Consider the following 18,946-nt stretch of genomic DNA (forward strand, 5'->3'; position numbering starts at 1 on the left):
TAATGGCGATGGCTCCAGGGCTGGTGCTGCCGGAAAGAAGAGTGCGGCATTACCCAAGGGCGGTAAAAAAGAGGCCACAACGTTATCCGTTGCGGCCTCCATTAAGATCTTAACTGACAAGCATTACTTACTGGTGCTGCCATTTAACCAGCCGGTGGCGACAGGAGACGGTTATTATCTGGTGTGGCCGAAAAGCCGGCTGGAAGCGCCCAACATCAAGCTATTGCTTCAATGGTTGCTTGATCAGGTGCCCGTGTTAAATAGCAAGAATTTGGAGTAATGGCGGCCTTAACACCGCCTGTCACTTATGGTTATGCGCTCTGACGCAGGGTAAACACACTGACGCTGTTCACCATGTTTGCCGCTTGCTCGCTGAGCATGGCGGAAGCAGCCAGGGATTGCTCCACCAGCGAGGCATTTTGTTGTGTCGTGATGTCAATTTGGCTGATAGCAGTGTTGATCTGACTGATCCCATCGGCCTGTTCGGTGCTGGCCTGGTTAATCTGTGACAGCACTTCCTTCATGTTCACCACGTTGTTCATCATTTCCGACATCAGTTTGTTGGCATCCGCTACCATGTCACGGCCATCAACGATGCGCGTGGAAGACTCCTCAATCAGATGGCGAATCTCATGCGATGAGGTGGCGGTTTTTTGCGCCAGCGCGCGCACTTCCTGCGCGACTACCGCAAAACCGCGACCGTGCTCCCCTGCTCGTGCCGCCTCAACAGCCGCATTGAGCGCCAGGATATTGGTCTGGAAAGCAATCGAATCAATCAGATTGATAATGTCTGCCATGCGACCGGCTGAATCATGGATCTCAGCCATTTTGGTCGACACGTTGTTCATCATAGTGGCGTTCTGCCCCACGGCGCTTTCCGCCTTTTCAGACAGATCGGCAGCAAAGTGGGTGTTATTGCGCGTGTTGCTAATGGTGGCAGTGAATTCTTCAACCGATGCTGCGGTTTGTTCAACCGAACTGGCTTGTTCTTCAGTGCGCGCGGCCAAATCATGTGTACCCGACATAATTTCGCTGGCACCTCCTGAGATTTGCTCTGCGCTGATACGAATATGACTGACAATGGTCGACATTTTATCCTGCATCTGCTGAATGGCGTTTATTAACTGCCCCATTTCGTCTTTACGTTTTTCATTGAAACTCGTACTGAGATCGCCATCAGCAACACGGCCAAGAAACGCAATCACGTTTTTTAATGGCACAGTAATGGATTGGATAATAATCCAGCCAATCAACGCAGAGAGAATAACCGCCGCAATAAATATCACCACCATTGAAATTTTAGTGGTGTGATAGGAATCCATAAAGTGTGTGTAGGAACCATTCATCTGCTGCTCTTGCAGTGCAATAAAACGCTGCACTTCACCCGTATAATCCTTTTGTTTACTCGCCAATGCTGTCAGATAATAATCCAGCGCTTTATTAGGATCCTGACTAGCGAGTTGCAAAAATTCATTACGGCCTTCTAAATAAGCTTTGCGTTTATCATCCAAAATTTTGAGATAAGCAATGGAATCGTCATCTGTTGACAGTGCATGGAGTTGACGATAAATCTCCGTAATTTGCCCGGTTGCCCCCTGAAGCTCATTCATGATGGCGCTGCGGCGCTCCGCATTGATTGGACTGAGCAACAAAGCCTGTCGCTGAATGGTAGTGTTAATCTCATTGATTAACTGATTGCCCAACGCAATGGTTGGGTAATCATCTTTCATCATGCCGTTGACGCCGGTTTGTGCCATAAACAGCGAATTTAAACCCAGTACCGCGACCAAAAGCAGCATACCGATATTGATGAGAGAAGAAATAATGAGTTTGCTGCGCAATTTAATATTACGTGAAAATCCTTGAACTATGTCCATTTAGAAACCTCAATGATTTTTATTAGTGAGTCATGAAATTCAGGTGTTATTAAAACAAAGAAATGGAGACGCTCCGCGTTCTCATCGGCAGCATCCCTGCTGTTATCGTCAGCATGCTCACTAACCTTAATGCTTTTACTTAAATATAACTTACTCGTGCAAAACAATTCACTTCCTGTGGAATTGCGCAATTAAACAATTTGATCAGTTATATTAAATTGTTGGCAATAATAGTCACCTGAGTGATCAGTGTGCTTTACTTATTAAACTGAGTGTGTAGCGCTTGATCCTCCGTTTAGATAAACGTAGCGGCTTTTTACTGCAGTTTATGCAATTGCCGTTAACGTGCAATCATTAATAATGTTGGCTATTTTCTCTGCGGGCAGCCAGCAAGCTGCCCGCAGAAAACACTACACCGCGCTTGATGCTTCACTTTCAGCCAGCGAGTCTATCGATTGATTCGCTGCTTCAGGCAAGTCCGCAAGCAGTTTGGCCGCCATTTGCGCTTCCTGTTGCAAGATCCGCTGAAAAATGTCCGCGCCTTCAGTGTCATCAGCCTGTCTGGCGGCGGCAATTAACGTGGTGTAAGTCGCAACTTTATAACTACAAAAGACATAGACGCTGACGGCCATCCGTGCGTCCTGCTCAACACGCAGCATATCGCTTGCTGCCTGCCCCACCACAGACAGGCGGCCTAATGCCTCTTTCAATGCCGACCAACTATCGTCATGGCATTTCAGAACCTCTTTCACCTGCAACTGCTGTGCGCGTGATTGCGCAAGATAATGCGCGATGTGACTTCCGATGGAAGAATCACTGTCGAGACGCTCCATCGCTTGTTTTAATAACGTTTCACCGTGCTTCTCCATCGCATGTGCATCACGTAGCCAATCCAGATAAACAGATTCCCTCGTCATTCATTCACTCCTGGTTGATGTGCTTTTAATGAACTACCTTTGGGGATGGTATGCAGTTGCTTAGCAAGCTAACCGCCTCAACGCCGTCGCTAATGGAATTATCTGGAAATAAGCGAAGCGTTAATTAACGGACTAACAATCATCTTAATTAAACGTAGCAAGTAAGCCCTTCTACGCAAGCCAATCGGCGCAGAACTGAGAGGGAGGATTAATATCACCACTTTGCCGCTTCGCTTATATTTACCCTCACAACACTCTTTACTCAACATCTAAAGTGCGCTAACAATCATCATTCAAGTGAGTTTCATCCGCTTATAAACAAAAATCGACTTATCCTTAAACAAACAGTCCGCAAAATAATAAAACTTAAGATTAATCCTGACTTGATTATGGTAAAAACAACGCTACATTTATTTTTGCTTTATGTTGGTACAAATATAATGAGGAGAACGCATGACGGACCCTAACAAGCATCCTGAAGAGGAAGAGAAAAAGACGCAACGTCGTGGGGGCACAGGGAACTTCGCCGAGGACAAGGAGCGTGCCGCTGAAGCAGGCCGCAAAGGCGGTCAGGTAAGTGGCGGCAATTTTAAAAACGATCCGAACCGCGCCGTTGAAGCAGGCCGGAAGGGAGGAAAGATCAGCCGCCGGAAATAACACTATCAATAATTCAACACTGGGTTACGTTCGCTAGCCTTCATCACAACACTCTCCTGACGTGTATTAGCGCTTCGCTTAAATGCATAATTCGCTACGTCAGGAGGGTTATTCCCATCGCTAACAACAAAAAATCGATCATTTCTTGATCAATCGTACATCATTTGCCGCTTCGCTTATCGAGAACTTTTCCTATATATATTAATGATCAATTTAGATCCCAGAATAAATAACTAAACACGAATTAACCAACATATTTGTACACGAAGATTCAAGTTGTACACCTTAGTCAAAATTAAGATTGGTGATGATTAAGTTAATTACGAAAGTGGAGGGGCAATGACCTTGTTGTCGGTGAGGGGATGAAATAGCTATTCACTAAAAAGACTTTCCCTCTCCCTCATTCATACTGACGGGTATCTGCAAAGCCTTCCGATCAACGTCCGTTCCTTCGGGTTCTTCCAGCTTTCGCAAGGATCGCATGACTTTTTTACAGGCTCTTTGATAAAAGCGTTGACGTGGTAGAACGATAATTCTACTTTTAACCCATGATCAAAAAAACAACTGATACACGGGATAAAATCCTGAAAACCGCCGAAGAGCTCATCTACCAGAACGGTATCCACGCTATGGGCATGGACCTTTTGGTCAAGACCTCTGGTGTCGCCAGAAAGAGTATTTACCGCCATTTCGCGAACAAGGAAGACGTGGCTTCCGCCGCGTTAACAGAGCGCGACGAACGGTGGATGCAATGGTTCAGAACAGAGTCTGACAAAGGCAAGACTCCTCAAGAGCGTATCCTGAATATGTTCACTGTTCTGAAGAGCTGGTTCGAGTCCGACGGATTCCGGGGTTGCGCGTTTATCAACACGGCGGGTGAGGTTGGCGATCCTGAAGACCCTGTGCGTCAGATAGCCAAGATGCATAAACAGAAGTTGCTGGATTACGCTCTGGAGCTTGCCGAACAGTTGAACGTTGAGCATCCGGATGATTTGGCTCGACAGTTGCTGATCCTGCTGGAAGGCGCGATCACCATGTCATACGTCATGGGGGACGGGAGTGCTGCCGACAACGCTCAGGACATCGCGAAACTCATGCTGGAACGAGCCTCCTCCCGGCCCTGAGGATCGCAAACGCTTTTCCCCTGAATGAAGATTTAAATGCGTTTTTGAATTCGATTTATCTTCAGACAGGCGGAACCGATAAATGGCCTCGCCTTCAATCTGTGCGTATACCCGCAGCCATCATCATACACAACAGCGATGTCACCACACCGCCTGCCCGGACGTTCGCGCCGCACATACAGTCAACAGTCAAAGTCATCTTCTGCAACGGGATAGTTAATTTTCTACGGATAACCCATAGCTCGATGGTGTTTCTTCTTATCGCCGTTTGAGTCTATCGGGCACTTCCCTGGCGCATTCATAAGCGACATTTTGTTCCCTTACTCTTCCCTGTTCAGACCTGAAACGGGCGAATTTCAGTTAATTTAAAACCAATTAAAACAATATCTTATTTCGATTTTAATGCCGAATATTCTCTGCTCCCGGCATTCATTTCAGAAAAAATCATTGACGAGGTAGAACGATCGTTCTACCTTTAAATCACAGACATGACGCCGCGCGATACCAAAGGGGAATCCCTGAATTTGTTGAAAGGTCTCTTATCAGAACGGTATTGGTGCCACCGATGTGAGCCTTCTGGTCAAGGCATCAAAAGTAGCGAAGTTTTTGCTGGAACAGGTCCCTCACTGAGTCCTAAGTCACGAGATCGATCTTTAGACTGAAACTAAATTTACAGGAGTTTTACCATGACTGATTCACAAGTTCGTCCACCGCTCCCGCCTTTCACACTGGAAACGGCCATCGAGAAAGTCCGTCTGGCTGAAGACGGCTGGAATAGTCGCGATGCTGCAAAAGTGGCTCTGGCTTACTCACTGGACACCAAATGGCGTAACCGCGCCGAGTTCGCCAACAATCGTGAAGAAGCGCAGAGCTTCCTCGACCGTAAATGGAAGAAAGAGCACGAATACCGCCTGATTAAGGAACTATGGGCATTTGGCGGTAACCGCATCGCCGTCCGCTATGCTTACGAATGGCACGATGACTCCGGCAATTGGTTCCGCTCCTACGGAAACGAAAACTGGGAGTTTGGCGCTGATGGATTGATGGAGCGTCGTTTCGCCTGCATCAACGACATGCCAATCAAAGAGAGCGAGCGTAAGTACTTTTGGCCGCTGGGCCGTCGTCCGGACGATCATCCTGGCCTGTCAGATCTGGGGCTGTAAGTCATTTCGAGAAAACGCTCCCGCTTAGATTAAGCGGGATATCGTCGCCAAAAACGCCGATCCTGTGTTCATTCCTTACCAGAAATTTTGAGATAAGAGTTCTTATAACCAGATGCACCACGCTCAGGTTTAGATTTATTTCACACCCGTTCCGTTTACTTCCCAGGCGCTGTGCCAGGCTTACACCTGAAGACACATCAATGGAGAATGAAATGAATAAGGTCGCCTGGATTGCAGTGATGTTACCTCTGAGCGTCGGTGCATATGCCGAAACGGGAGGATATGAAGCCGGTAAGACGCCCCCACCTCAGAATAAGGAAGATGCCGGGTATAAGGGGTCGGAAGATACGGCAGAAACACCGGTTACGCTGATCAAAGATTTTCGTCAGGGGGGCTATGTCACGCTTGAGGGCTATATCGTCAAAAAGATCAAAGGCGACACTTATCAGTTCCGTGACAGCTCAGGCACGGTCAACATCGATGCTCCGGCCAGCACTTTCAAAGGCAAAACGTACAGTGCAGAAGACAAGGTCCGCGTAAGCGGGAAAGTCTACGGTAAAAGCGAAAGCGCGCACCTTAAAGTTACCCGAATCGACGAACCTTAACAGACAGTTCAAGGCCTCAGCTAAGGTTTCTGCAGGGGCCGGAATGCTTTCATTTCACTACAGCTTCAATAGACAAAGGCTAAGCGTTAATTTCATCGCCGCCCGCCCTTAGCAACTTTGCGGCATCTAATGCAAACGCCTTTACCTGCAGGTCTGATGACCCCGCAGCGATGCGTTCAAGTTCAATGATGATACTCACCCTGCTAAGCGGTACTCCTTTTGCTGCCAGTTCGACTACAGCCGATCCGATGGCACATCCAATCATTCCTGCGCGATTTGAATTCATTTCGTTCATATCAAGTAAAGAAAACGCCGGTTTGGTTTAAGTACAAAGTTAGTCGGAAAATATGAACTTTCAAATATACCTAACGTCATAACTTATATGGAGATTATCCCATGTAACGAATTTCGCCCGCCGATGCGGGCCTTTTTTTGCCCGATGAAGTTCAAACGGGTGAAGAATCCGACACGTTCAAAGCGCTCACTTCATGCGTCACCAGCCCCACAACGATCACATCCTCAAGCAAATCATCCTCAAGAAGCAGCCCGTCTTCAGTCAGGATACGGTTTGGATGAAACATCTTCACACCCCATTCCAGCCTCCCCGCCACCTTCAGAAGCACGGTGCTACCGTTACCCGGCCGCCGGAGTTCATCCACAATGCAGCATCGCCCTCTTGACTCGACCAGATACCGGCTTACCGCGCAGATCAGGCCGGAACACCGTATCGCAGCTGGCATAGAATGAGTTCACATCCACCAGGGCAAACATTAACGGCCCATCGTCTGAATGGAGTGCCGGACCACGCCGAAGATTTCAAACTGATCGGCATCGGGGATCGGGATAATGGCGTGCGCGGCGTTCATCGGTTTCAGGTGCAGGGAAGGTCTCGTCATCAGCTGCTTGACCGTAAACTCGCCGGAGATGGCGGACACGATGATATCCCATGCTCCGCGGTGACTGAGCTGATCACCACCAGCATGTCGCCATCGTTAATACCACCCTCGATCAAGGAGTCACCGCTGACCCGGATGAAGTAAGTCGAACTTGGATGGCTGACCAGTAGATTATTAAGGTCCAGCCGCTGCTCAACGTAGTCCTGAGCCGGCGACGGAAAACCACACGGAACTCTGGCAATGAAAAGCGGCAACTCAAGAATGTCGCGGATTTCCGCAGGTCTGAAAAACTCCATGATGATAGCCCTGATTGAAACTGTATATATAATCAGCAATCTTAAACAGCACAATCGATCAAGCCCGGCAGGAAGACTTTTTACAAACGTGTTGTGGGTAAAGGGGAATTAATCTGAGGTGGGCGCGGCATTTAAGTTTGACCGGACCGGTTGCCATAAGCGCAGGCGTTTTAGATTTGAGCATTATTCAGGCCGACATAAACCAGAGATAATCAGCAGCAATCTCTTGCCGCTTCGGTTAACTCTCTGAAATTTAGTTTATAAATCGTCAATTCATATAACTTACTGGAAATTACTGGAATTTTATCGCTTTTGTTAACACATCCTACCACACAGTAATTAATAGTCTAAGGTATGGGGGTCAGTCGTTGACTGGCAGCACAGCACACAGGATGCGTTTCATACGAGAGAGACATTCCTTAGCCACTGCTTTTTTGCCCGCCCTGAGCGGGCTTTTTTTAGCTTACCTTTCCCCTGAAACGCGCGGTTGAAAACCAACTGCTCGTTTGAGTGGCGTTTAGCTGTGAGGCTGCCCGTCAATTTCCGCACCCTGTAAAAAAACCTGTGACTTCGCTATACGGCTACGCTTTTGGTCTGTGAAGACCTGCACTACGCTTAATGAGCAAAATGCCTGTGCGTTAACGCGGGGATACATGCTGCGTGCCTGGCAGGTGAATTATCAGCACGGCAGTGTCGGTGATTTCAGCGATGACCAACTGGCCAGCAGCCCGACGTCGTGTCTTGCTGGATGCCGCTCGTTTACCTGAGGTGACTTATGGATGTTTCACCAAGATTCGTTATTGTACTGAATATCGTGGCCATTGCGTTGTTAGCGATAGGTTTACCGGAATATCTGAACTCGTTTTAAAGCGCTTAGCCCGGCGCTTTGCAGGCCTTAACACGACATAAGTATCCATCGCTAAACCGCCGATACCATTGAACGGTAGGCGATGAATAAGGGCGGGTTTTTCATCGTTTCAAATTCTCGTGGTCAGACAGACAGGAGATTGAACATGCGATACCTGATCATACCGGCCGTCACCACTTTACTGGTTCTGGTGATTGTGTTTCTGGTACAAACCCAGTGGGGACCCACGCCCTGGTGACTCGACGCATCAGAGCGGGCAAATAAAAAGAAAACTGAGTAGTCAGCAATCTGCATGAACCGGGCTCACGTCTGGTTCATGCTTTTTTTTGCTGGCGATGAGCCCCTAGCCCCTACCGACAGTTATCAGGATGATTTCTCAGCACCCGTTGGGATTGAATACCTTGAGAGATTACTCATCCCCACAGCAGTCATCCCTGAATGTTTTCTGGTGCATCTCGATCTAGTTTTACTAAATACCTGTAACTCGTTTCATGTAGCCGAAAGCAGGACCTGAAACAGATTAAAGCACTCGGGTTGCGTATACAGGAGAGATACGTTCCTCGCTACCGCTTGCAGGCCGTCATGTGGGGGCATTTTTTAATGGCAATGCCTCGTTTCCATACGACTCCCTCAGCCAGGGGGAGGTATGTCGTACAGGTGATGTCATTACTCTGCCGGGGGCTCGAGGCGATCACTGATGACATTGTACCCCTGCTCGATAAAATCATCAGGGTGAACGGGCAGACTACGGCTTGGCTTGAACCATCCTCCCCCTTCACCATCGGCGAAGTACCAGACTTCAGGTTGCGTCTCACCCTTCTGGACCCAGTAAAAACCCTGTTCCATTTGCTCACCCCCACGAAATTGGTGTTCGTCCAGTCTCAGAAAAAACAGACATTAGGCTTCATCTGCGAATCGATGAATGATTCACGAAGGAAGCACGGGAAGATTCAGGTGTCGGAAGCGACATCAGATCAGAAGTGTCAGTCACCGCGCAACTCGGTGCGCGACAGGTTTTTGACCTTTGAGATTTCATAATTGCCCCTTGTCAGAGGGGGAATGGCCCAGGCAAAGCCCAGGAGATGAGATTAAAGCATGCGTCAAAAGGACGTAAAAGGACAGGACGTCTGGGTGTTCCTCAACAGAATTGTTATCTGAGCCGCTTAATAATCAGGCATCCACCAACTTATCTTACAGGCCGGTTACCTGAACGCTTTTTGTGTCTGACCTCTGGTGAATCCGTTGCTTTTACCGTGTCATCCTCTACACAGATAATTTTATAGAGATTTACGCAAGTACTTTGAGGTGTGCCATGGGTGCCAACAGGATCTGCACAGTGACATGTTCCGCCTCTTCTGCTCAGTAACGTATTAACTTGTTCAGCAAAATGTCTGGATGCAAGGATGGATGAGAACCTCATACTTCCTCCTGTTTCTTTTTTCAAAGCAAGGCCGGAATGATTCTAACCGGCCGACTGTCTGGCGGATTAACTTCCCTCGATTACCGGTTTGCGCCTGCGGCTGATTTGTCCGCCCTTGCGACCGGCCTCGACTGCGCGATCAGGACAATTTTTGAAATTCCCCCCGCTTGCGCTTCCTCCTTTACGCCCGGCCTCACGCGCGCGGTCCGCATCTTCAGCAAAATTACCGGCTCCACCTCTTTTTGATGGCATGTCTCCCCCTTATATATCAGTCGAATATTTAGCGTGCTAACGTTCCCAACAAGAAATAATATGGCTGAAATTTTTGATAAAACCACATTTAAAATACATGTTTACCGCTTCGCTTGTTTTTGTTTTAAAACAATAAGTTACCCGTTACGCTTATATTCAATTGCTTTTAAAAGGGAAATTTTTGAAGTTGTACAAAACTAATACAAGCTGTACAAAATTATTGGATTTTCTTTTATGTGACATGCGTCACGGTTTTTAATTTTGTAATTATATTGATCTGGATTTTTCATTTATTTCAGCAAGATAGGGGAATTAATGTCTTGCTGTTCACAATTTAGTCCCATTGAATAACGCATAATCAATTGCCTGCTACGGGGTGTACCCAATTGAGCGTGGCACACGTTGCTCAATTCCTTCCATTCGGATTAAAGACCTGAAACATGCGGTCCTCCCCCTCACTTGTCGAGATGTCCCGGAAAGTCGTTGTGTGCATCTCTATCCATTTGTTGGCGGCGCGTAGGGAGTAGCGCCAGTTCAGACGATCCAGCTCTTTCACAAAATCGAGTGTGCTGATGGTGTAACGACCAGCGGCATCGCGTTTTACCGCCTGCCTGAAGGCAATCATGATTTCATAGTCACGGGGCATATCGGTGCCCTCCCAAAATCAAACTGTATATACATACAGTAATCGCAGTCTCTGAGAGTGAGCAAGTGCGTTAAGGCCGTTTTATCAGAACTCATTGGTAGTAAAGCGTATTTAGTTTTACGGCTTCGCTTTCAAATGCCCGCAGATATGACCAGGCTTGGAAAGCAACATTGGGTTGCCTGGATTAATGAGGGGGGTGTTATGGAGAGCTTTTTAGGTGGAATGTTTGTCATTGCGAGTCTGATGGCACTGGCGGGCTGTCAGGAACCCGGTCCTGCAGTAGGCCCGGATGGTCGCCCTCACGCACCAAGCCAGCAATCCGTGCCGGGCGGCCCACAAGGTCAGGGCCCAATTGGCCAGCCACAATCCTGATTTTATCCCGGCAAGCGTGACGGGTATTTGATATGTGGCGATATTAATGATGCCCGGTGATGAGAAAGAGTCCTGGAAGGTTAAGATGCCCCATCAAGTTCTTCATGAAAGTCTCAGCAGTGGCTAATTTTGTTGTCTTTGCCATCATTTTTTAATGCACCTCTATGCCGGCGGTACTAGCCAACTCTGCCGCATATGAAATTGTGCCCAGTGCAGGCTCGCCAGCACAATGACTTTTTTCTAAAATCACTTTAAAGGGTGGGTTCGATGGGCAAGGCACCCTTATTAAGCGCGAAGAGTCATTAAGGATGAAAAAAGCCGCACTTTGACTGGCACAGCTCTTAATTTTTCGCAGCTTATATCATTATTTATAAATTGATAGAATGATTTTAAGAAGCGTATACCCCTGCATAGTGACTGCGTATTCAATCAGCTATTAATTTTTTTCTTATGGCCTTGGTTATCATCACGCTTATGAGGGATCTTACTATTCTCATTCGGATTATTACTAGCTGGATTATCTTCGTCCTCATACGTATGTCGGGCATTCGAAGCGGCTTCAGGCAGCCTTTTATGCACTCCCATACTTCCCTTTACTGTTCTTAAGTAAAAAAAACCCGCCGAAGCGGGGGTCATATGATAGTGACAACACCAGGGAAAATCGTTGTGGCAACTCATGCTACTGATTTGCTAACACATGATATTTAGCTTAGCCTTTTTCATATATGTTATTTGTAAATCGCAGTAAATATCTGATAAATGCTTCCCCGCCCCGCTTAATCATAATATTTAAGAATAGATTAGCATGGCAGATATTCTGTATTCCGGCCGAAATATAACGTCATCCAAACAACGTGTTGACCATTTTAAATTGAGGATCGCTAATTTGCATTCCCTGGTTTATTGGGCCTGTTTCGATTAAGCATTTGATGCGGTTCGTTCGCCGTCCAGGGGTAGGTTCATCCCCGTAAATTACATACCCGCTTTCATTTGGCCCAATGACCCCGTGTAAACGACTTCATCCGCCCCAAACCCAGTTGCGCACTTCAGGCATATCCTCGCCATGCTCTCTGACATAACGATGGTGCTCAGCGATTCGCTCCTGCAGATCATCGAGGAGTTCCGGATGACGCTCAGATAAACCCGGCACGTGCAAAATGGCCGACTGCGCCAGATGATAACGATCCAGTTCATTCAGCACCGTCATATCGAATGGCGTGGTGGTGGTGCCCTCTTCATTGAAGCCATGAACATGGAAGTTGCCGTAATTATTACGCTGATACGTCAGTCGATGAATGAGACTCGGGTAACCGTGGAAGGCAAAGATCACGGGTTTATCTGTAGTGAACAGCGCATCAAATTCCTGCTCAGGTTTGCCATGCGGATGCTGCTCCTGCGTCTGCAACGCCAGTAAATCCACCACATTGACGACTCTGATACGCAATTCCGGCAGATAGCCCCTCAGTAAATCTACTGCCGCCAGGGTTTCCATCGTAGGCACGTCCCCCGCACAGGCCATGACAACGTCTGGTTCACCCTCACAACTCGCCCATTTCCATATACTCATACCCGCCTCACAGTGAGCAATGGCACTCTCTACATCCAGCCACTGGGGTGAAGGTTGTTTACCTGCAACAATGACATTGATCCGGTCCCATGTTCGCAGGCAGTGGTCCCCGACCCACAGCAGCGTATTAGCATCGGGTGGCAGGTATATGCGCACTATGTCGGCTTTCTTGTTCGCGACATGATCAATAAATCCCGGATCCTGATGGCTGTAGCCATTGTGATCCTGACGCCAGACGTGGGACGACAACAGATAGTTCAGCGAGGAGATCGGCTGTCGCCAGCCCAGCTTGCGGGTGACCTTCAGCCATTTAGCGTGCTGGTTAAACATCGAATCGACGATATGAATAAAGGCTTCATAGCAGTTAAACAGCCCGTGACGCCCTGTTAGCAGATAGCCCTCCAGCCAGCCCTGACACTGATGCTCACTGAGGATCTCCATGACACGACCGTCACGTGACAGCTGTTCATCATAATCCTTGATGGGTTCCATCCAGGTGCGGGAGGTGACGTCAAACACGGGTGACAGACGGTTGGATGCCGTTTCATCCGGGCCTAACAGGCGGAAGTTATCAAGATTCTTTTGGAAGACTGCACTCAGGTAACGGCCAAACTGTTCGGTGGCCTGTCCCTGTGTGCTGCCGGGCTGACCGGTCTCGAGCGCAAAGTCGTGAATATCTGGCGTAATCAGTTTACGGCGCAGCCTTCCCCCGTTGGCATAGGGGGGTTGCACCCATACGCTTATTACCCTTCGGGGCAAGCGCGCGCAATTCAGGTGCAAGCGCTCCGCTTGGCTCAAACAGTTCCTGCGGCTGATAGCTGCGCAGCCATTGTTCAAGGATCTGGCGATGGCCATCATCCTCACGGCAAGCGGAAACAGGTACCTGATGGGCTCGCCAGAATCCCTCCACTTTTTTGCCATCCACCTCACGCGGGCCGGTCCATCCTTTCGGGCTGCGCAGAATAATCATGGGCCAGCGTGGCACAGCATCAGTTGCATTACCGCTGCGCGCCTGGTGCTGGATATCAGCGATGATGTCAAACGCCGTGTCCAGCGCGGTGGCCATCTGCTGATGCATGGCAAGCGGCTCGTGGCCGCTGACAAAGAGCGGGGTATATCCATAGCCACTAAATAGCTGCTGAAGATCTTCATCACTGCTGCGTCCCAGCAACGTAGGGTTTGCGATTTTATAACCGTTGAGATGGAGAATTGGCAGCACCGCACCGTCTCGTTGGGCATTCAGAAATTTAATGCCGTGCCAGCTGGCAGCCAGTGGCCCCGTCTCCGCTTCACCGTCACCGATGACACAGGGTACAACCAGTTCAGGGTTGTCGAAGGCCGCGCCAAACGCATGCGACAGCGAATAGCCAAGTTCGCCCCCTTCATTAATCGAGCCCGGCGTTTCAGGGGCAGCGTGGCTCGGTATCCCGCCCGGGAAAGAAAACTGTTTAAACAGCCTCTGCATTCCCTCTTCGTCTTCACTGACGTGAGGATAAATTTCGCTATAGCTGCCTTCCAGCCAGCTGTTAGCCACCATGCCGGGGCCACCATGTCCGGGCCCGCAGACGTAAAGGAGATCACGGTCCGCTGGCGAATAATGCGGTTGAGGTGAGCATAGATAAAGTTCAGGCCCGGCGTGGTTCCCCAGTGCCCCAGTAAACGAGGTTTGATATGTTCTGGCTTCAGGGGTTCCCGCAGAAGCGGATTTTCCATGAGATAGATTTGTCCCACAGAGAGGTAATTTGCCGCGCGCCAGTATCTGTCTATCAGAGCAAGTTCATTGGTCCCGGTGACTGTCGTCATACCTGTTCCTCCGATATTGCGTTCGTCGTTGACTTGTGAAGATGCGGCCCTCTTTCCGGACCGCCTTTCGTTACCTTTTTTTAGAAAACAGCTGGCTAGCCGTGTCTTTGAGTATCTGCGAGGTGCCATGATCGCCTTTTGCCATCGATGACATAAAGGCTTTAGCCTGTTTAAAGGTGATATGCGGTGGGAGCGGAGCCACTTCCGGGTCAGTTTTGACCTCCAGCAATACGGGGCGATCTGCGCTTAACGCACGTTGCCAGGCGCTGGCCAGCTGTTCCGGGTTGTCGACATAAATGCCCACCAGCCCCAGTGATTCAGCAAACTCAGCATACTTCACATCAGGCAGTTGCTGCGTGGCTTCGAAGCGGGGATTGCCCTCCATGACGCGCTGCTCCCAGGTTACTTGATTCAGATCTTGATTATTGAACACGCAGACAATCAAACGGCCATCCGCCCACTGCTGCCAGTATTTCTGGATGGTTATCAGCTCTGCCATGTTGTTCATCTGCATGGCACCATCCCCCACCAGCGCAACAACCGGACGTTCAGGGTGCGCAAATTTGGCCGCGATCGCATAAGGAACGGCTGCGCCCATGCAGGCCAACCCGCCTGACAGTGTGGCCCGTTGTCCCTGTTTCACGCGATAATCGCGCGCAAACCAGTTTGCACAGGATCCGGAATCAGAAGTGACGATAGCGTTATCCGGCAGCTGCGGAGACATCTCCCACACCACCCGCTGGGGATTAACGGGATTGGCTGGTGCCAGCGCTCGCTCTTCCATCTGCTTCCACCAGTCCTGAACCTGCACCGCAATCTCTTCCTGCCAGCTGCGGTCCTCTTTGTGATCCAGTAAAGGCAGGAGTGCACGCAGGGTTTCAGCAGCATCGCCGTGAAGATTCACCTCACAGGGGTAGCGTAAGCCGAGCATGGCCGGATCGATATCGATTTGCACGGCACGTGCCTGCCCTTCTTTTGGCAGGAACTCCGTCCAGGGAAAACCGCTGCCAATCATCAGCAGCGTGTCGCAGTGCTGCATCAACTCCCAGGAAGGTTTAGTGCCCAGCAGGCCTATCGAGCCGGTCACAAAAGGGGCGTCGTCGGGCAGGACATCTTTGCCCAGTAACGCTTTGGCGACGCCAGCACCCAGTTGATTTGCCGCCTGGACGACTTCAACCGCCGCGCCGCGTGCGCCAGAGCCGATGAGGATCGCCACTTTATTCCCCGCATTGAGCACATCGGCGGCGCGCTGCAAATCGGCTTCATAAGGGGTAATTTTGGGACGCTGATAGCCACTGCCTGAATGGGTAAACCCGTGCAGATGTGGCGGTGACTGCCACTCTTCATCCTGAATATCTTTTGGGATGATCAGCACAGCAACGCCGTTTTGCGCTTTGGCGATACGCACGCCACGATCGACGAGATGTCGAACCTGAGCCGGTGCGGCCGCTTCCTGCACAAAATTCGCCACATCCGCAAACACGCGATCAAGGTTCATCTCCTGCTGATAGCTTGCGCCTCTTGCCGTTGCCTCGGCCTGTCCGGCAATGGCCAGCACCGGCGCATGATCCATTTTCGCATCGTAAAGCCCTGTCAGGAGATGCGTAGCACCTGGCCCACCCGTTGAAAGGCAAACGCCCAGTTCACCGGTAAATTTTGCATGACCCGCCGCCATGAAGGCCGCCATTTCTTCATGGCGCACCTGAATAAATTCAATGCCTTCCCCTTTCTCATTCGCGCGCTGTATCGCACCCAGCACCCCATTGATTCCATCCCCCGGGTAACCGTAAATGCGCGTCACGCCCCACTCTTTTAGGCGCTGAACAAAAAAATCGCTGGTCTTGATGCTCATCGTTTTCATCCCTCTTTATTCATGCAATTCGTGAGGAGAGTTAGCAAAAAGTTGTCGGGTTTCCCCCATCATTCAAAGCATTGGTTCGCATTGAAGCGCTAAACTCTGAGAAAGATTTATCTGGCAAACGTTGGCCGGTATTAACCAGTCTGCTTCGGAAGGGATGTGACCGCTCTGTAAAGCGGCCACCTGACAAATAGCAGGATGAAGATGTCTCTCAGGCTGCATTGAGAATGCGCAGCGCTTCCCGATTGAACGCAGGCAGATCATCCGGCGTGCGGCTGGTGACCAGTTTATCGTCATCCACAACGACTTCTTTGTCATAAAAGTCAGCACCTGCATTACGCAGATCAATAGCGATGGCTTTTACACTGGTCATCTTGCGGCCGCGCACACCATTAGCACTGATAAGCAACTGAGGTCCATGGCAGATGGCAAACACCGGTTTGCCGCTGGCAACAAATTCTTTGGTGAAATTCACGAAACGATCATCACCGCGCAGTGAGTCAGGTGAGTGACCGCCAGGCAAAAGTAAGGCATCAAATTCTGCAGGAGTAACGTGATCGATGTCCCTGTCGATTTTGACTTCCGCCTTACCCTGTTTACCTTTCACAACCTTCCCCGCCTGCATCTCAATAGTCACGACTTCGTGGCCGGCTTTGGCATAGGCATCGGCGGGTGAGGTGAACTCTGAGTCTTCGAATTCATCGGTGATCAGGACAGCTATTTTCTTACCCATATGTTTCTCCTTGCGGTTAAAAACGCTCAGCGTTTGGGGCTCGGTTAACCCAATAAGTCTGGTCGCCATGGCATAAAACACAAGCCAGGCGGTTGGTGCTAAGCAGAAGAAAATGAAGGAGAGGAAATAACAGACACCTAAACACAACGAGTCATCAGATATTTATGCAGGATTTAACAACCATTTATGTATCCATGGCAAAATTCATCACTGAAACTGTAAACAGCATTTTGATGAACCGCCTTGTAAAGGTTAGCTCTATTTTCATGTTAAGAGTCGTCAAGTAAAAGAAATATACGCTCTAAGTATCCCGCCTCATCGAGATTTTGTTAGATGCGCCTTACAAGATTGTTAACCGTCTCGTTTAATGCAGATCAATCCCCAAAATAAACTTGGTGAGCTTTTTATTTAGTGACTACGCTAAATCATAACGTCTGTTTCGTGATGTTGGATAATTATCATAAATTACCGGAGAAATATCATGGCTGAGCCTTGGGTAAATGATGGTGCAATCGTCACAGATTCTTATGGCGGCCTGCCGCTGAAACGTATCTCATGGAGCGCGGTATTTGCGGGTGTTATCGCCGCGCTTATTGTTCATATTTTATTAGGATTACTCGGCACTGCGATTGGTGCTTCTGTCATTGACCCTCAACAGGAACGCAATCCGCTTGAACATATAGGGACGGGTGCGCTGATATGGACCGGTGTCAGTATGCTTATCGCCATCATTGCCGGCGGTTACGTCGCTGGCAGGCTGGCTCAACGTGAGGGCGCACTCCACGGTTTACTGATGTTTGGCGTCAGTACACTTATCACCCTCTGGCTGGCATTTTCACTGGCAACTGGGATTATCGGAGGCGCATTTAATATCCTTGGTGCCGGAGCAAGTGCGCTAGGAAGTGGTGTTTCGGCCGTTGCCCCGTCTGTCGGGAACATGGCCAAAGAGAAACTTCAGGAGAATAATATTAATTTAGATTCGCTCCAGAATGAGTTACAGGCCACCCTCCGTCAGACAGGTAAACCTGAACTTCAGCCGGATAAGCTTCAGCAGGATGTGAACAGTGAGGCAAATAGCGCACAAGATCAGGCTAAACAAACGGCTCAGAACCCGCAAAATGCGGATAACGATATCGTGAACTGGATCCGTGGGGTTATTAATCGTCATTCAGACACCCTTCAGGCTGCCGACCGGGATGCGCTCAAAAACATTATTAAAGCCCGGACAGGTAAGAGCGATCAGGAAGCTGAGCAGATCGTTAACCAGACGGTTGAGAGTTATCAAAAAGCCGTGGCACAGTTTCAGCAACTAAAACAGCAGGCTGAGCAGACAGCCCGTGAAGCCGCAGAGAAAGCCGCCGCCGCAACCGCCAGAGCCAGCTGGTTCACCTTCTTCGTATTGATTATTGAGGGCGTGCTGGCTGCTGTATTCGGACGCATTGGCAGACGTACTCAGCCTCATACCGTTCTGGTCGGTGAACGACCTCTCTGACACATTACGGTGAGAGAAATACTGTTTCGATGATCAGATCCTCTCGCTAAACCCCATGCCGCCCTGTGCATTAAAATCACATGGCGGCAAGCGAGTAAGTTCTATCCCCCTTGAGGTTTAAGTTAAGGAATCTTTTCTAAGGGGTAGTTAAATAATAAAATCCTCGTTTCGGTTTATGTACAGACGAATTTGCAGCTGCTTCGGCCAGCAAGTGAGCATATAACACCGCTGGCTCATCACTTTATCCAAATACTCCAGCGTAAGCTCCAAAAGAACAAACACCACAAAGGATGACGGATAAGACTGCGGCTGACAGCGTGTAGTTCTTCATTTTCTAACCTCATATTTACGTTTAATCATTCAGCCTGGCAGGAAATTCAATGCTGTAAACCTAAAGGCA

At 49.2% G+C, this 18,946-nt stretch carries 15 protein-coding genes and 3 pseudogenes; 8 read left to right on the top strand and 10 right to left on the bottom strand.

Annotated elements, in window-relative coordinates:
* Positions 1 to 280, top strand: a pseudogene (locus F3J37_RS26150) (hypothetical protein); the annotation flags it as partial.
* Positions 281 to 311: 31 nt separating this feature from the next.
* Here F3J37_RS26150 and F3J37_RS26155 read toward each other — a convergent pair.
* Together F3J37_RS26155 and F3J37_RS26160 are read right to left on the bottom strand one after the other, a co-directional pair.
* Positions 312 to 1,877, bottom strand: coding sequence for a methyl-accepting chemotaxis protein (locus tag F3J37_RS26155; protein WP_166936540.1), 1,566 nt, complete (start codon positions 1,875 to 1,877; stop codon positions 312 to 314).
* A 410-nt stretch (positions 1,878 to 2,287) separates the two neighbouring features.
* Complete coding sequence (locus F3J37_RS26160; RefSeq protein ID WP_052127411.1) at positions 2,288 to 2,794, bottom strand: YciE/YciF ferroxidase family protein; 507 nt, start codon at positions 2,792 to 2,794, stop codon at positions 2,288 to 2,290.
* 453 nt (positions 2,795 to 3,247) lie between these two features.
* Between F3J37_RS26160 and F3J37_RS26165 the strand changes: the two genes are divergently transcribed.
* From F3J37_RS26165 to F3J37_RS26180, 4 genes are all read left to right on the top strand, one after another.
* Entirely contained in the window at positions 3,248 to 3,451 is a 204-nt protein-coding gene (locus tag F3J37_RS26165; protein ID WP_034822638.1) for a con-10 family general stress protein, read from the top strand.
* 548 nt (positions 3,452 to 3,999) lie between these two features.
* On the top strand, positions 4,000 to 4,575 hold the full coding sequence (locus F3J37_RS26170) for a TetR/AcrR family transcriptional regulator (protein ID WP_166936542.1): 576 nt from the start codon (positions 4,000 to 4,002) through the stop codon (positions 4,573 to 4,575).
* A gap of 686 nt (positions 4,576 to 5,261) precedes the next feature.
* Positions 5,262 to 5,738 carry a nuclear transport factor 2 family protein gene (locus tag F3J37_RS26175; RefSeq protein WP_034822635.1) on the top strand — a complete coding sequence of 159 codons (477 nt, stop codon included), beginning with the start codon at positions 5,262 to 5,264 and terminating at the stop codon, positions 5,736 to 5,738.
* A gap of 212 nt (positions 5,739 to 5,950) precedes the next feature.
* Positions 5,951 to 6,343 carry a YgiW/YdeI family stress tolerance OB fold protein gene (locus F3J37_RS26180; protein WP_166936544.1) on the top strand — a complete coding sequence of 131 codons (393 nt, stop codon included), beginning with the start codon at positions 5,951 to 5,953 and terminating at the stop codon, positions 6,341 to 6,343.
* A 446-nt stretch (positions 6,344 to 6,789) separates the two neighbouring features.
* Here F3J37_RS26180 and F3J37_RS26185 read toward each other — a convergent pair whose 3' ends face one another.
* Both F3J37_RS26185 and umuD read right to left on the bottom strand, forming a co-directional pair.
* Positions 6,790 to 6,930 (bottom strand): hypothetical protein, encoded by a 141-nt coding sequence (locus F3J37_RS26185; protein WP_166936546.1) that lies wholly within the window; start codon positions 6,928 to 6,930, stop codon positions 6,790 to 6,792.
* Between the two features lie 183 nt (positions 6,931 to 7,113).
* Positions 7,114 to 7,535 (bottom strand): annotated as a pseudogene (umuD, locus tag F3J37_RS26190) (translesion error-prone DNA polymerase V autoproteolytic subunit).
* A gap of 1,525 nt (positions 7,536 to 9,060) precedes the next feature.
* On the opposite strand from umuD, the gene F3J37_RS26195 reads away from it, so the two are divergent.
* Complete coding sequence (locus F3J37_RS26195) at positions 9,061 to 9,441, top strand: hypothetical protein (RefSeq protein WP_166936547.1); 381 nt, start codon at positions 9,061 to 9,063, stop codon at positions 9,439 to 9,441.
* 448 nt (positions 9,442 to 9,889) lie between these two features.
* Here F3J37_RS26195 and F3J37_RS26200 read toward each other — a convergent pair whose 3' ends face one another.
* The gene (locus tag F3J37_RS26200; protein ID WP_166936549.1) at positions 9,890 to 10,075 is read right to left on the bottom strand and encodes a con-10 family general stress protein; all 186 of its coding nucleotides are present in this window, start codon (positions 10,073 to 10,075) and stop codon (positions 9,890 to 9,892) included.
* A gap of 406 nt (positions 10,076 to 10,481) precedes the next feature.
* A complete protein-coding gene (locus F3J37_RS26205) occupies positions 10,482 to 10,721 on the bottom strand; it encodes a DNA polymerase V (protein WP_166936551.1) in 240 nt (79 codons plus the stop codon).
* 201 nt (positions 10,722 to 10,922) lie between these two features.
* Here F3J37_RS26205 and F3J37_RS26210 point away from each other — a divergent pair, with 201 nt between their 5' ends.
* Positions 10,923 to 11,093: a hypothetical protein gene (locus F3J37_RS26210; protein WP_166936553.1), complete on the top strand. Its 171-nt coding sequence runs from the start codon at positions 10,923 to 10,925 to the stop codon at positions 11,091 to 11,093.
* A 1,018-nt stretch (positions 11,094 to 12,111) separates the two neighbouring features.
* Here F3J37_RS26210 and F3J37_RS28550 read toward each other — a convergent pair.
* The 4 genes and pseudogenes from F3J37_RS28550 to F3J37_RS26225 form a co-directional block, all read right to left on the bottom strand.
* Entirely contained in the window at positions 12,112 to 13,392 is a 1,281-nt protein-coding gene (locus F3J37_RS28550; RefSeq protein WP_369410698.1) for a phosphoketolase family protein, read from the bottom strand.
* A pseudogene (locus F3J37_RS28555) lies at positions 13,352 to 14,592 on the bottom strand (phosphoketolase family protein). The gene F3J37_RS28550 and the pseudogene F3J37_RS28555 overlap by 41 nt, the downstream one beginning before the upstream one ends.
* Positions 14,534 to 16,315 carry a thiamine pyrophosphate-requiring protein gene (locus F3J37_RS26220; protein WP_166936554.1) on the bottom strand — a complete coding sequence of 594 codons (1,782 nt, stop codon included), beginning with the start codon at positions 16,313 to 16,315 and terminating at the stop codon, positions 14,534 to 14,536. Before F3J37_RS26220 ends, F3J37_RS28555 begins: the two are co-directional and overlap by 59 nt.
* A 217-nt stretch (positions 16,316 to 16,532) precedes the next feature.
* Positions 16,533 to 17,054: a type 1 glutamine amidotransferase domain-containing protein gene (locus tag F3J37_RS26225; protein ID WP_058960710.1), complete on the bottom strand. Its 522-nt coding sequence runs from the start codon at positions 17,052 to 17,054 to the stop codon at positions 16,533 to 16,535.
* Positions 17,055 to 17,535: 481 nt separating this feature from the next.
* On the opposite strand from F3J37_RS26225, the gene F3J37_RS26230 reads away from it, so the two are divergent.
* Positions 17,536 to 18,546: a YrzE family protein gene (locus F3J37_RS26230; RefSeq protein WP_166936556.1), complete on the top strand. Its 1,011-nt coding sequence runs from the start codon at positions 17,536 to 17,538 to the stop codon at positions 18,544 to 18,546.
* The last annotated feature ends 400 nt before the right edge of the window (positions 18,547 to 18,946 follow it).

This window comes from Candidatus Pantoea communis (genome assembly GCF_011752685.1).
In the GTDB taxonomy this organism is placed as follows: Bacteria; Pseudomonadota; Gammaproteobacteria; order Enterobacterales; family Enterobacteriaceae; genus Pantoea; species Pantoea communis.